Source organism: Mesorhizobium sp. GW821-FHT07A06, from assembly GCF_059419085.1.
In genome coordinates, this window is record NZ_JBWKRC010000001.1 from 1 (window position 1) to 13,989 (window position 13,989).

12 protein-coding genes are annotated in these 13,989 nt (G+C 62.9%); 2 read left to right on the plus strand and 10 right to left on the minus strand.

From position 1 onward, the window contains the following. Positions 1 to 68: 68 nt before the first annotated feature. Entirely contained in the window at positions 69 to 497 is a 429-nt protein-coding gene (locus AC07SZ_RS00005) for an alpha-hydroxy-acid oxidizing protein (RefSeq protein WP_494912937.1), read from the minus strand. Between the two features lie 94 nt (positions 498 to 591). Here AC07SZ_RS00005 and AC07SZ_RS00010 point away from each other — a divergent pair, with 94 nt between their 5' ends. Continuing rightward, the gene (locus AC07SZ_RS00010) at positions 592 to 1,497 is read left to right on the plus strand and encodes a LysR family transcriptional regulator (RefSeq protein ID WP_494912938.1); all 906 of its coding nucleotides are present in this window, start codon (positions 592 to 594) and stop codon (positions 1,495 to 1,497) included. Positions 1,498 to 1,771: 274 nt separating this feature from the next. On the opposite strand, the gene AC07SZ_RS00015 is transcribed toward AC07SZ_RS00010, so the two are convergent. Together AC07SZ_RS00015 and AC07SZ_RS00020 are read right to left on the minus strand one after the other, a co-directional pair. Continuing rightward, positions 1,772 to 2,200, minus strand: coding sequence for a DoxX family protein (locus AC07SZ_RS00015; RefSeq protein WP_494912939.1), 429 nt, complete (start codon positions 2,198 to 2,200; stop codon positions 1,772 to 1,774). A 48-nt stretch (positions 2,201 to 2,248) separates the two neighbouring features. Then, the gene (locus AC07SZ_RS00020) at positions 2,249 to 2,605 is read right to left on the minus strand and encodes a DUF1801 domain-containing protein (protein WP_494912940.1); all 357 of its coding nucleotides are present in this window, start codon (positions 2,603 to 2,605) and stop codon (positions 2,249 to 2,251) included. Between the two features lie 202 nt (positions 2,606 to 2,807). On the opposite strand from AC07SZ_RS00020, the gene AC07SZ_RS00025 reads away from it, so the two are divergent. Then, positions 2,808 to 3,293: a MarR family winged helix-turn-helix transcriptional regulator gene (locus AC07SZ_RS00025; protein ID WP_494913619.1), complete on the plus strand. Its 486-nt coding sequence runs from the start codon at positions 2,808 to 2,810 to the stop codon at positions 3,291 to 3,293. An 87-nt stretch (positions 3,294 to 3,380) separates the two neighbouring features. Here AC07SZ_RS00025 and AC07SZ_RS00030 read toward each other — a convergent pair whose 3' ends face one another. The 7 genes from AC07SZ_RS00030 to AC07SZ_RS00060 form a co-directional block, all read right to left on the minus strand. After that, positions 3,381 to 5,423, minus strand: coding sequence for an ABC transporter ATP-binding protein (locus AC07SZ_RS00030; protein WP_494912941.1), 2,043 nt, complete (start codon positions 5,421 to 5,423; stop codon positions 3,381 to 3,383). Next, positions 5,416 to 6,294, minus strand: a complete 879-nt coding sequence (locus AC07SZ_RS00035; RefSeq protein WP_056564225.1) for an ABC transporter permease — start codon at positions 6,292 to 6,294, stop codon at positions 5,416 to 5,418. Before AC07SZ_RS00035 ends, AC07SZ_RS00030 begins: the two co-directional genes overlap by 8 nt. After that, positions 6,291 to 7,244 (minus strand): ABC transporter permease, encoded by a 954-nt coding sequence (locus tag AC07SZ_RS00040; protein ID WP_081294671.1) that lies wholly within the window; start codon positions 7,242 to 7,244, stop codon positions 6,291 to 6,293. Before AC07SZ_RS00040 ends, AC07SZ_RS00035 begins: the two co-directional genes overlap by 4 nt. 2 nt (positions 7,245 to 7,246) lie before the next feature. After that, positions 7,247 to 9,607, minus strand: a complete 2,361-nt coding sequence (locus AC07SZ_RS00045; RefSeq protein WP_494912942.1) for a molybdopterin-dependent oxidoreductase — start codon at positions 9,605 to 9,607, stop codon at positions 7,247 to 7,249. A gap of 122 nt (positions 9,608 to 9,729) precedes the next feature. After that, the gene (locus AC07SZ_RS00050; RefSeq protein WP_056564218.1) at positions 9,730 to 11,394 is read right to left on the minus strand and encodes an ABC transporter substrate-binding protein; all 1,665 of its coding nucleotides are present in this window, start codon (positions 11,392 to 11,394) and stop codon (positions 9,730 to 9,732) included. A 263-nt stretch (positions 11,395 to 11,657) separates the two neighbouring features. Continuing rightward, on the minus strand, positions 11,658 to 12,842 hold the full coding sequence (locus AC07SZ_RS00055) for a mandelate racemase/muconate lactonizing enzyme family protein (protein ID WP_056564216.1): 1,185 nt from the start codon (positions 12,840 to 12,842) through the stop codon (positions 11,658 to 11,660). A gap of 1 nt (position 12,843) precedes the next feature. Further along, positions 12,844 to 13,947, minus strand: a complete 1,104-nt coding sequence (locus tag AC07SZ_RS00060; protein ID WP_056564213.1) for a mandelate racemase/muconate lactonizing enzyme family protein — start codon at positions 13,945 to 13,947, stop codon at positions 12,844 to 12,846. Positions 13,948 to 13,989 lie beyond the last annotated feature (42 nt).

Consider the following 13,989-nt stretch of genomic DNA (forward strand, 5'->3'; position numbering starts at 1 on the left):
TCTGAAGAGCTTCACCGGAACAGTCGGTGGGGCGCCTCAATGCCTGATTCTGAGACAGGATTACAGAGTCAGGATAAGGCGTCATGATGCACCAACCCATGCAGGCCCATCGGTGCAACCACAATCGGGTAAGCCAGCTTTGCGCCGAGCAACTCCACCCGAAGGTCGATCATTTTTGAGTCGATCCCCGTCAGCCTTCGAGTCATGATGGGAAAGTCTTCAAACGCCCTACGATTTTCGCGTGATGTCCATTCGTCACCTGCGGCGCCGCTGACGAAAGCGTATGCGTAGTCGGTAATTTTTGCCTTCGCCTGCTCCTCCAGGACGTCAAGATTGATAATCTTCACGTCTTCGTTGGCGGCACTGGCCTGGTATTCTCCCGAATTGTCGGTCCCATTGCTGATGGTCTCTGCTGCCGCCACGGTCGCAAAGTGCGCTGTTCCCAGAGCGCCGGCTCCCAAGGCTCCTTGTAAAAGATAACGTCTCGATAGATGCATCCTGCAACTCCAAATGTCCTCTGCAGCGCGAGATTAGCAATTGACTGAATCCAAAAAAGAGATATAAAATTGATCAACTCCATCTAGATTAATGATGATGCTGGACAGCTTCAGCCTCGATCAACTTCGCGTATTCGTCACCATCGCGGATCTTGGCAGTTTCACCGCTGCCGCACGCCACCTGCGCCGGGCGCAGTCAGCGATCAGCCACGCTGTCGCGAACCTGGAGAAATCGTTAGGTCTCGCTCTATTCGATCGAAATGATTGGAGGCCACGCCTCACGGCGGATGGCCAAGCGCTCCTGGCCGATGCACGGAGCGTGCTCGCACGTGCGGAGCAGATGAAGCTGCGCGCGAAGGGTCTGAATCAAGGCCTGGAGGCTGAACTTTCGATTATTTTCGACGTCTTTTTCCCGGTCGCTAGAATGGTCAAATTGGTCAGCGACTTTCAACAGGCATTTCCAAACGTTGTGCTTCGCCTAAGGACAGAAGCACTTGGCGGCGTCCCAGATCGGGTTCTCAACAAAGATTATTGTCTTGGCGTTCAGGGTTCATTGCCGGATATTGATCCCACCCTGGTAAGCTATTCCATGCCCGAGATTGGTCTCGAGCCGGTCGCTGCTCCCACGCATCCGTTGTCGCTTCTTTCAAAAATTTCTCGAGACTTGTTGCGGGAGCATCCACAGGTCATTTTGACTGATCCAAGCAAGCGAACTGAGGGGCGGATGTTTTCCGTCTATGCAGAGCAACGCATTTTGACCAGTGATTTCGGGTCCAAGCACGGAATGCTTCGGTCGGGCTTGGGTTGGGGATTTATGCCGTTGAGTATTGTCAAGGACGACATCGATTGCGGGCGTCTCACAGTGCTGGATTTAGCTGACCGGCCGCCCCGCACCAGGAGAATGCCGCTCTACCTCATTCATCGATCCGAAGAATCGCCCGGAATAGCCGCACAATGGGTTATTCGCGAGCTTACTGACGCGGAACGGGCAAGCTATTGATTCCGTTAAGGACTGCTCCGGAACAGCCGGATATTTCCATTGAGGATCGAGGGGCGGACACCCTCCCGACGACGTCGCAATGCGTCGCTCCGTGGAGGGAGCATTCATGAAGGACGTGGCATGTCGGCAAGGACCTGCGCAACGCGGCCTTCAAGTCCACGGAGTCGGCGCGGATGGCGGTGTCGCGAAGCTCTCCAGGCTGCCACCTCTTCGTCTTGGGATGAAATTGCCTAATCCCTCGAGTTCCTATCCAACCGATACCGCAGCCACGCGTTCAGTCGGCTGACGACGAGAACGGGATCAACGCTCGGATTCTGGCATCACGGAGATACAGTCCACCCCAGAGAAATATTCCGACATAGACGCCAAACAGCACATGTGTGTAGAGCGGACTCTCAATCCGCAAATGAGTTGAAACGGCTCCGCCCAGGTATCCGGTGACGATTATTGCTCCCATGACGCTTGTTCTTGGCCACAAATAGAGGAGCGTGGGGAAAAATAGCAGGAACCCTAGCATTCTGAGTGTGATCGGGTCGGAATTCCACCCGAGGGTGGCTGCGGCGTCGCTCGGAACCAGGCCTAAGATCTTGACGGACGAATCCAGAACAAGAAAGGCAGATACCAGCGCGCTCAAGCCCCACCCTGTCCAGGCGAAATACCGATCTCGTGCGGCAGAAAGCATGCTTTGAGATTGAGCAGTCATGATTAGTACCTGTCGCTTGTCGCCTCTGCGTTAGCGTCTATTCAGTCCTCATTGAACTTCGGTGACCAATCGGCGCATTATTTCACTCAGATGATCTTCGATGTTCTTCACATCTTGCATCGACCGGAGTTTGACGTAGGCTCGCCCCTTTGGTCCAGGCTCAAGAACGTCAAATTGGTCTACAAGTTTACCTGGATTGTGGAATATCAAGGCAACATAATCTTTGACACGAGGGTTTACCGATACAATCGGCTCCTTGTGCTCGAAACTCGGTCCTCCCCATCGGATGGTTTCGTCGATATCTGGATGAGAGGAAATGATGATCGACCGTACCTCGCGGATCTCGTCCTTCAGTGGATGGTCGATCTGATCAATGAAATCGGCGACGCTAACCCCTTTCTTCACTTCATTGCTCCGTCTTCGTCGCGTTCGGCATTTGCATCGTCGTTTCAACCGCCGCATTGCTTGGGGATGCGGTAGGTTCTAACGTCGCCGACAATTATCTCGACGCAATCTCGACGTCAAGATAGATTGCACGATGTCGCGAAAGCAGGGAGTATTGTGCGTGGTGAACGAGGCGAAGGGCAGGGCAGTCGATCACATCGACATGCTCCGGGAGCAGTGGGCACGGGAGCTGCCCGACCTGGACACGGAGGCCGTAGCGATTCTAGGCCGAGCGCGCCGGATCACGCTGTACGTGCGGCAATCGATCGAGGCCGTCTTTGCCCGACACGGCCTTGATGCCGGAGAGTTCGACGTGCTGGCGACGCTGAGACGGGCCGGCCCCCCTTACTGCCTAACGCCGACCGATCTCTACCGCACGCTGATGATCTCTTCGGGCGGCCTGACCGATCGGCTCTCCCGGCTCGAGGTCGCGGGCCTCGTGAGGCGGCGCCCAGCTCAGGCCGACAAACGCAGCCTGCTCGTCGAGTTGACCGAGCAAGGACGAGAACGCACCGAAAACGCCCTTAGGGAAGACATGGCGCTGGAGTTGGCGCTCATAGCAGGGCTCAGCGCCAGCGAACGGCGGCAGCTTGCTGATCTTCTACGAAAGCTTGCGATCAGCCTGCCAGCCGATGCCCCATTGCCGTAGAGCGATCCACCGTCCGTCGGGTGCTGCAGCGGCCTGCCTTCAGTGGCGGCATCATTCGGCCTGAGGTTGCCTGCCAGCGATGCCTTGCTACGCCGGCTCGGTCACGCCCCCCTTCTGCAGCCTCGCCAGCTCCGCATAGGGGATGTGACAGCGGATCGAGTGTCCGGGCTGGGCCTGGGCCAGTGGCGGCTCCTGCTGCTCGCAGATCGGGCCGATCTTGCGCGGGCAGCGCGTGTGGAACACACATCCCGAGGGCGGGTTGGTGGCGCTGGGGATCTCGCCGTCGAGCCGAATGCGCGCCGTCTCGGTCTGGTCGAGCTTGGGCACCGCCGACAGCAGCGCTTCCGTATAGGGGTGATGCGGTCCGGAGAAGACTTCCTCCGATGGTCCAATCTCCATGATGCGGCCGAGATAGAGCACGGCAATCTTGTCGGAGAGGTAACGCACCACGCCAAGGTCGTGCGAGATGAAGATGTAGCTGACGTCCTCCTTGGCCTGCAAATCGGCGAGCAGGTTGAGGATCGCCGCCTGGACGGAGACGTCGAGTGCCGAGGTTGGCTCGTCGCAGACCACGATGCGGGGATCGCCGGCGAAAGCACGCGCGATGGCGACGCGCTGCTTCAGCCCGCCTGAGAGCTGGCGCGGCTTGACGGCCAGATGCCGGTCGGTGAGGCGCACCGAGCGGACGAGGTCGTCGAGGCGTGCCTCCTGTGCCTTGCCCGAGAGGCCGGCGAGCCGCTTCAAGGCGCGGCCGAGGATATGGCGGATCGAATGCGCGCGATTGAGGGCCGAGTCCGGGTTCTGGAAGACGATCTGCATCGCCTTGACCTGATCGTCGCCACGGTTCTCCAGCTTCGGCGCCAGCGCCTTGCCCTCGAGCTCGATGGTGCCGCCGTCATCGGGGGGCACAAGGCCGAGCAGCAGCCTGGCGAAGGTCGTCTTGCCGCTGCCGGATTCGCCGACCAGCCCCAGCGTCTCGCCGGGGCTGAGATCGAGCGAGACGTCCTTCACCGCGCGCAAGGGATGGCCATGGCTGGCATAGGTCTTGTTCAGTCCGGCGACACGCAGCACCGGTGCGGTTGCCGGCTTGGGCGCTGCCGCCACGTCGCTCGGTGTGGCGCGTGGCAGGGCTTGCGCCCTGTCGTGATGGAAGCAGCGCGACAGGCGCTTGCCTCGCTCGTCGCTCAGATCATAGAGCGGCGGCAATTCGGTGCGGCAGCGGTCGTCCGCCAAGGCGCAGCGGTCGGCGAAGGCACAGCCTTTGATGTCGGCGCCAATACCCGGCAGGAAGCCCGGAATGGTGTCGAGCCGCCCCTGGTCCTTGCGCTGGCCGCCGCGCGGCAGGCAGCGTAGGAGTGCTACCGTATAGGGATGGCGCGGGTCGTTGAAGACGACATCGGTCGGTCCTTCCTCGACTAGCATGCCGGCATAGAGCACGCCGACGCGGTCGCACATGTTGGACACGACGGCGAGGTTGTGGCTGATGAACAGGATCGACGCCGACAGTTCTTGCCTGAGCTGCGCGATAAGGTCGAGCACCTCGGCCTCGACCGTCGCATCGAGGCCGGTGGTCGGTTCGTCGAGGATCAGCATCGAGGGATCGTTGGCCAGCGCCATGGCGATCGCCACGCGCTGCTGCATGCCGCCGGAGAGTTGGTGCGGATAGCGCTGCATGACGCTTGGCGGATCGGAGATGCGCACCCGGTTGAGCATGGCGATGGCGCGATCGGTGGCCGCCTCGCCCGTTATGCCGCCAAGCTCGAAGATCTCGGTCAGCTGGCGGCCGATGCGGATCGACGGGTTCAGCGCCTTGCCGGGATCCTGATAGACCATCGAGACGCTTTCGGCGCGCGCGCGCCGCAAGGCCTCGGCGTCGAGCTTCATCACGTCCTTGCCGTCGAGCGAGATCGCGCCGCCCGATATCGAGCCGTTCCTCGGCAGATAGCGCACGACGGTGAGCGCCACGGTGGATTTGCCGCAGCCGGATTCGCCGACGAGCCCATAGGCCTCGCCTTGCCCGATGTTGAGGCTGAGATTGCGCAGCACGGCCCGATTGCGCCCGGCCACCCGGTAGGCGACCGACAGGTCGGTGAGTTCGAGCGCGTTTTGCGCCTTCGCGGAGTTAGTCATTGAGCGCTCCATGAACGCCGTCGGCCACAAGGTTGACACCGATCACCAGCGAGGCGATGGCGAGCGCGTCGAACAGCACCGTCCACCAGAAGCCGCCGCCGATCATGCCGTAATTGCTGGAGATCGACAGCCCCCAGTCGGGTGAGGGCGGCTGGATGCCGAAACCCATGAAGGAGAGCGTGGCGACCGCGAAGATGGCGTAGCCCAGCCGCACGGTGGTCTCGACCAGGATCGGCGGGATGACGTTGGGCAGGATCTCGACGAACATCGTGTGGAAGGCGCTCTCGTGCCTCAACTGCGCGGCTGCGACGTAATCCAGTTCGCGCTCGGCCAGCACCGCCGAGCGCACGGTGCGGGCGATGATCGGCGCGAAGCTCAGCCCAATGACGACGATGACGGTGGCCTTGGAGGTGCCGAGCGCGACGATGGCCAGCAACGCGACGATGACCACGGGGATGGCCATGAAGGCTTCCAGGACGCGGCTGACGACATCGTCGACAATGCCGCGGAAATAACCGGTGAGCAAGCCAAGCGCCGTGCCGGCAACCGTCGCCAGCAAGGTCGCCAGTGGCGCGACGGTGAGGATGTCGCGCGAGCCGACAATGACGCGTGAGAAGACGTCGCGGCCGATCTGGTCGGTGCCGAACCAGTGTTCGGACGAAGGCGGCGCCAGCGCGTTGATGATGTCGTCGGCAAGCGGATCGTAGGGTGCGAAGTGCTCGCCGAAGAGCGCGCAGGCGACCCAGAACAGCACGATGAAAAGGCCGACGAGGAAGGTCCGCGAGCGCATGAGCGAGAAGAGGACTTCCGCGAGGGGACTGCGCCGGCGCGTGCCGTCTTGTGGGGGAGAGGTGGTCTGCACGGCGCTCATTGGTCTGACCCCAGCCGGATGCGTGGATTGAGCACGGAATAGAGGAAGTCGGCGATCAACGTCGCCACGGCATAGACGATGCCGATGGTCAGGATGCCCGATTCCAGCATCGGAAAGTCCTTGCCGCGCGCGGCGGTGAAGATCAGCGAGCCGATGCCCTGGTAGCGGAACAGCGTCTCGATCACCACCAGGCCGCCGATGAGATAGCCGGTCTGGGTGGCGATGACGGTGATGGTCGGCAGCAGCGCATTGCGAAGCACATGGCGCCAGATCACCGTGCGCCAGGGCAGGCCCTTGAGCACCGCGGTTCTCGTATAATCGGAATCAAGCGCCTCGATCATGCCGGAACGCGCCATGCGCGCGATATAGCCGAACAGCACCAGGAACAGCGGCAGCGACGGCAGGATCAGATAATAGAGCTGGGTGAAGAAGCCGGCATCCTTCGGCCATGCCGCCGAGATCGGCAGCCAGCGCAGCCACACGCCGAAGATCAGGATCAGGATGATGCCGGTGACGAATTCCGGCAGCACGGTCACCGACAAGCCGCCAAGGCTGATGATGCGGTCGAGCGGCCGGTTGAGGTTGAGCGCCGCCACGACGCCGCCGAGGATACCGATCGGCACCACCAGCACGAAGGCGACCGCGGCCAGCTTCATCGAATTGCCCAAGGCATCGATGACGAATGGCGCCACCGGCGAGCGGAAGATGTAGGACGTGCCCATGTCGCCGCGGACAAAATTCCAGATCCAGGTCGCATATTGGGTGAGCAGCGGCCGGTCGACGCCGAGCGTATGATTGAGCGCGTCGACCGCGCGCTGGTCGGCAAACGGCCCCAGGATCGCACGCCCGACATTACCGGGCAGAACCTGGCCGCCCAGGAACACCATGATGCTGAGCAGGAACAGCGTCACAAGCGACAGCGAAACACGCCGGGCAAAGAAGGAAAGAATGGCTAAGCCTCCTTGTGATGGGGCTGCGGTCCGGCCAGGCCGGGCACATCGGCTAAACGCACTGTGGCAGGCGGATCGAAGGCTGTCACCGGGGGGACGGCTCCGTCAAATCGAGATACCTCGACCAGCGTCGAATTGCAGGTCGGTGATTGGGCAAGGCGCGACGTTCCCCGGTCGCGCGTCAGCACGTTCGGATTGCCATGCTTTTCCAGACTGTGCGGCTGTCCCGGCGTGGAGGGGTCAAACCATGCACCGGTGGGCAACTGGACGACGCCGGGGATCAGTCCATCCGTCAGCACCGCGCCCGCGAGGCACGCTCCGCGATCGTTGAAGACGCGCACGACGGCTCCGTCCACGATACCGCGCGCCGCGGCATCCGCCCGGTTGATCCACAGCGGCGCGCGGTCCGACACCTTGCCTGCCCGGCTGACCGAACCGTGATCGTACTGGCTGTGCAGCTTGTCGGCGGGCTGTGGTGACAGGAGATGCAGCGGGAACCGGCTGGCAAGCTCGCTGCCCAGCCATTCCCTCGGCTCCCGCCAGACGGCATGACCGGGACAGTCGTCATAGCCGAAGGAGTCGATCGTCTGCGAGAACAGCTCTATGCGGCCCGATGGCGTCGCCAGCCGCTGGCGCTCCGGATCGGCGCGGAAGGAACCGAGCAAAGTCTGCGACGTCAGTTGCCGGGCAAGGTCGGCGTGGCCGTCATGCCAGAAACGGTCGAAGGGCGGCATCTCCACTCCGGCCGTGTTCGCATTGTTCCTGGCCTGCTCGTAAAGCAAGCGGATCCAGTCGCTGGCCGCGCGTCCTTCGGTGAAGGCTTCGCCGGTACCGAGCCGCGTCGAGAGGTCGGCAAAGATCCGATAATCGTCGCGTGCTTCCCCAACCGGGTCGATCGCTTGCTTCATGGCGACGACGAGGTTTTCCCGGTTCGAGAAGGCGAGGTCGTTTCGCTCCAGCGGCGTGGTGACCGGCAGCACGATGTCGGCATGGCGCGCCGTCGCCGTCCAGAAGGGCTCGTTGACGATGATCGTTTCAGGCCGCTCCCAAGCCTCCACCAGCCGGTTCAGGTCCTGGTGATGATGGAACGGATTACCGCCGGCCCAGTAGACCAGCCTGATGTCGGGATAGGTCATCGCGGCGCCGTTGAAGTCGAAGGAACCGCCCGGGTTGAGCAGCATATCGGCCATCCGCGCGACCGGGATGAAGTCCGGAACCTGGTTCCTGCCTTGCGGCACGGATGGCCACCGGAATCCCATCTCCGGTCTTCCGGCGCCGTTGGTCGACGAATAGCCGAAGCCAAGGCCGCCGCCCGGCAGTCCGATCTGGCCGAGCAGCGCGGCAAGCGTGATCGCCGCCCAGTATGGCTGTTCGCCGTGGTCGGCGCGCTGCAAGGACCAGCTCACCATCAACATCGTGCGCTTGGTGGCCATTTCCCTGGCCAGGGCGACGATCCTGTCCTGCGCCACGCCGCTCAGGGCGGCAGCCCATGCTGGACTTTTCGGCTGGCCGTCGGTTTCTCCCAGGATGTAGGCCCGCACAGCCTCGAAGCCGGTGCAGTAGCGCGCCAGGAATGCCTCGTCATGACGATGCTCGCTGAGCAGGACATGGCACAGGGCCAGCATCAAGGCGGTGTCGCTGTTCGGTCGCAGCGCCAGCCATTCGGTCTCGACGCCACGCGGTGCGTCATCGCGCACGGGCGAGACATTGATCAGCCGGGCGCCGTTGGCGACAGCATTGCGCAAGGCCGCGGCGGCCTCGTGACGGGCCGCGCCGCCGCCTTGTATCTGCGCATTGCGCCAGGGCAAGCCGCCAAAGGCGATGATCAGTTCGCTATGCCGTTCGATACCGTCCCAGGTGGAATGATTGCCCGTCAGGCCGTCGGTCCCGCCAAGCACATGCGGCAGGATGATTTCGGCCGCGCCGTAGGAATAGCTGAGCACCGAGCTCGTATAGCCGCCAATCGTGTTGAGGAAACGGTGGACCTGGCTCTGGGCATGGTGGAACCGCCCCGCGCTCGCCCATCCATAGGAGCCCGCATAGATTGCGCTGTTGCCATGCTCGACGCGAACACGGTCCAGTTCGGCCGCCACGATGTCCAGTGCCGTTTCCCAGGAGACTTCGACAAAAGCCTCGCCGCCGCGCCCGCCCCTGCCGCCGGACCTGTTCCCTTCCAGCCAGCCGCGCCGGATGGCAGGACGGGAGACACGCAGGTCGCCCTGCACGGTGCCGAGCATGGACTTGCCGATCGGCGATGGATCGGGGTCGCCGATCCACGGCTCGACGCTGACGAGCCTGCCCTTCTCGGCACGGACTTCGTAGGTCCCCCAATGCATGGTGGTGAGCAGGGTCTCGGACTCCATGGGCAACGATCGATCGTCCCGCAACGCGAGGCTCCGCGTCCGGCCGGCGCGCTCGGCCTGGCAGCGAAAGCGCCAGCCCCACTGGGGGCTGGCGGTCGCGGGATGGGCTTGTCTGCCTCCGCTTAGGCCTTCGATGCCTTTTCGAGGAACAGCTGCGACATGGCGGTCGGCTGTACGCCGGCCACGCCCTTCGCCGTCGCCGTCAGGTAGTCGTAGAAATAGCCGAAGATAACAGGCGTTTCCTCGAGCAGCAGCTTCTGGATCTTGCCGGCATCGGCCTTCTGCGCCTCGAGATCAAGCGCCGCGATGTAGCTGGTCGCCAGGGCGTCGTAGTCCTTGTTCTTGAAGTGCGCCGCGTTCCAGGTGCCTTCGCTCTTCAGCGGGGCAGCGAGATAGACATTCGGCACGCCGCGGTGGCCATAGTCGGTGATGCCCATCACCGAATCCAGCCAGTTCGATTTGCCGAACACCGCGTCGCCGTAATACGCGCTCTGGTCGAGGATGTTGAGCTCGAGCTCGATGCCGATCTCCTTGACCCAGTTCTGGATGAGCTGGGCATATTCGGGGATTTCGAGGTAGCGCTCGGTGGTCAGCGTGATCTTGAAGCCCTTGCCGACGCCCGCCGCTTCCATCAGCTGCTTGGCCTGTGCGATGTCCTGCTTGCGCTGCGGCACGCTGGTATCTGTGGACGGGTAGACCGATGCGAACGGGCTGTCATTACCCGCCACGGCGCGACCCTTCATCAGGCCGGCGACCAGCTTGTCGCGATCCATGCTGAGCGCGATGGCGCGGCGCACGCGCGCGTCCTTCAACGGGCCGTCGTCGCAGCGCAGGTGCAGTTGCTGATGCGCTGAGGACTTCAGGCTGATGATGTCGACGCTCGGATCGCTGAGCAGGGCGACGCCGGCCAGGACCGGCATCTGGTTGATGATGTCGACCTGGCCGCCCTGCAGGGCCAGGATCATCGGCTGCACATCGGTGAAGAAGGTGAATTCCGTGCGATCGGGCAGGGCCTTCTCGCCCCAATAATTCTCGTTGCGGACGAAGGATGCGCCGACTTTCGGCGTGTACTTCTCGACCTTGAACGGCCCGGTGCCGTCGAAGCTCTTCTCGTAGTCGCCCTTGTAGCTCGCCGGGATGATGACGGCGTTGTAATTGTCCGATGAGAGCATGTAGGGGAAGTTGCCGTTCGGCGCGTCGAGGTGGAACTCCACCGTATAGTCGTCGACCTTCTTGCTGGCGCCTTTCGACAGGATGCCGGTGAACACCGACAGCGCGTTGGACGAGTTTGCCGGGTCCGCAAGGCGGTCGATGCTGGCCACCACGTCCTCGGCCTTCATCTCGCCGCCCGAATGGAATTTCACGCCCTTGCGCAGCTTGAAGGTCCACACCGAGCCGTTGTCGTTCGGCTTCCAGCTTTCGGCCAGTGCCGGCTTGAGCACGAGGTCCGGGCCATCGACGCAGAGGAACTCGGCAACCTGCTGCATGACCAGCAGGCCGCCGGCGTCGGCGATGGTGACCGGGTCGATGGCTGCCGCCGGCACGCTGCTGGCGACACGGATGGTGGCGCCGGGCGCGCCCTGGGCGCGGGCGAGCGACGGCATGCCGCCGAGGCCGGCGGCCGTGGTGATGCCACCCAGGAGTGGCAGCGACAGGCCGAGCAGGCTGCCGTGGCGGATGAAGTCGCGGCGGCTGACGCGGCCGTCGACGAGACCGTCGATAAGGTGATTTTCGAGCGGCGAGCGGTTGCGCCGGATCAGGTCGAGAATGCGGTAGTTCTTGCTCATGGGTTTAACCCTTTCCCCTTGTTTCTTATGGCTGAAGAATGCACTTGCGGTTGACGAAATTCCGTGGAGTTCTCCTGTCCCGGCCATCAACGAAGTCGGTCGACCGGGACTGTAGCATGCTGTCTTTTCTGGTCCATCCGATCCTTGCGGCGCAGGGTCAGATTTTCTTGAAGCAATGCTTCCACCCGTCAGGTGCTACCTTGGCGATCCAAGTCGCTGCGGCGCCCCTTGTTGTCGGCTAGTCTCCTTTCCTTCTCTGTCTCCTAGTTCAGCGGCAGGCGGCGGTATGTTCCGGGCTTTGCCGGGTCGTGATATTTGTTGCACGGGCCGTTCTCGGTGAAGTCGCGATGGCAGGCCGCGAGGTTTTTCCGCGACAGGGTAACGCCGAGGCCGGGGCCTTCCGGCACGCGCACGACATTGTTCCTCGGCGAAAACGGCCCTTCTTCGGTGATGTCCATCGGCTGCATGCGAAACAGCGACTGGTTCGGCTCCCGGATCCAGCCGAGCGCCGCGCACAGATGAAGATAGGCCGCGCTGCCGATGCCGCTGTCGCCGCTATAGCACCAGAAATCGACGCCCGCATGTTCGCAGGCGCCGACGAAGCGCAGCAGGCGGCCGATGCCGCCATGCGCCGTCGGATTGCCGACGAAGGCGTCGGGAACCTTGAGGTCCATGGCGCGCGCGATATCGATATTGTGGGTCGAGAACGGGATCGAGCAATGCTGCCGCAACTGCCTCATCTCCTCGATCGTCGCCACCGGGTCCTCCCAGTTGCGCACCCCGAGGTCTTCCAGCGGCCGCGCCAGCCGCCGCGCGGTGGCCAGCGAATAGGCCTGGTTGGAATCGATGCGGATCATCGCCCCGTCGCCGAGCTTTTCGCGGATCAGCTCGACCATTCTCAGCGAGACTTTCGGGTCCTCGGTCGAGAATTTGCCTTCGAAGAAGGTCGTTCCATGTGTCTCGTTGAGTTCGACGCAATAGTCGGCGACTTCTTCAGGCGTCGTCTCGCCTTTCACCTTGGGCCCGTCGCCGCGCAACGAAAAATAGTCGGTGAACGGAATGTCCTTGCGCACGGCGCCGCCGAGCAGCTGGTAGAGCGGCTGCTTCCACGCCTTGCCGCGCAGGTCCCACAACGCCATCTCGATGGCGCCGAAGGCCATGATACGGGTGCGATCGTTGATCGACTGCACACCGGTCCAGTAGGGCAGGCAGACATATTCGGCGCCGGCGATGTCGAAGGCATCTCGTCCGACCAGGCGCTCGGCCAGGACATCGTTGATGATCGCGGCTGCCGCCGGCGTTGGCGCTTCGCCGAGGCCGATCAGCCCATCCTCGGTCTCGACCTCGACAATGGTCTGCGAAAAGCCGTCGAGCTCGCCAAAGACCCAGCCATAGGGCGCTTCGAGACGAAGATTGATCGGCGTGGCCTTGATGCTGCGGATTTTCATCTCAGCCGACCTCGAAGAAAGGCTTGCCGAGCAGGCTCGGGTCCACGTCGATGCCGAGGCCAGGCCCATCCGGAATGCCCATATGGCTGCCGGTGACCGGCGGGGCGTTGAAGGCCGTGCGCACTGTCACCCATTCATGGAAGGCAATGGCATGCAATCGCCGCTCTTGCGGTGTAGACAGCGACAGATGTGCCATCGCCGCCGTGTCGATCTCGGCGCCGCCCGTGTCCTCGACCGTGATCATGAAACCGAGGTCGACGGCAACGTCACGGATCTGCCGGGTCCTGGTGACGCCGCCCAGCCGCGAGATTTTCAGCGTCAACCCGTCGGCCGCGCCCAGGCGGTGGATCTCCAGCATCTCTTCCAGCGACGTCACGGATTCGTCGAGCACCATCGGCTTGTCGAGCATGCGGCGCACCGACATGTTCTCCTCGATCGTCGTGCAGGGCTGCTCGAACGTGTAGTCGATGCCACGCGTGGCATCGGCGAACTGCCGTGCCTGATAGGGTGTCCAGCCGGCATTGGCGTCGCAGAAAATCACCGTGCCTTTCGGCACGGCCGAGGCGACCGTCGCTACCCGCTCGATGTCGTCGTGCACATTGCCGCCGACCTTGACCTGCAAACGGCGACAGCCCTCGGCGATGATCCTCTTTGCCAGGGCCGCCATCTGGTCGAGCGTGCCGTGGGTGACGACCCGGTAGGTCTCCGCCATATCGCTCTCGCGGCCGCCGAGCATGGTCACCAGGGGCACGTCGGCGGCGCGTGCGGCCAGGTCCCAGCAGGCCATGTCGAGCGCCGATTTGATGTAGGGATGGCCTTTGAACACCGTGTCCATCAGCCGGCCGATGCTGGCCAGCCCGCGCGGGTCCTGGCCGATGAGATGCGGCGCGATCTCCGGCACGCCCGCGCGTGTCCCTGCTGGAAACGCGGCCGAATAGAAATTGCCGAGCGGCGCCATCTCGCCCCAGCCGGTCACGCCGCTATCGGAAGTGATGGCGACGATGACGGCGTCGAAGCAGTCGGCGACCCGCCCCTTTGACATGCGGTAGGGGCCGTCCACGAAGGGCTGAACGACATGGTAGGCCTTGATGGATTTGATCTGCACTATTGTCTGTCCGCTGTCGGTGATTTCAGGAAAGCATCGCCG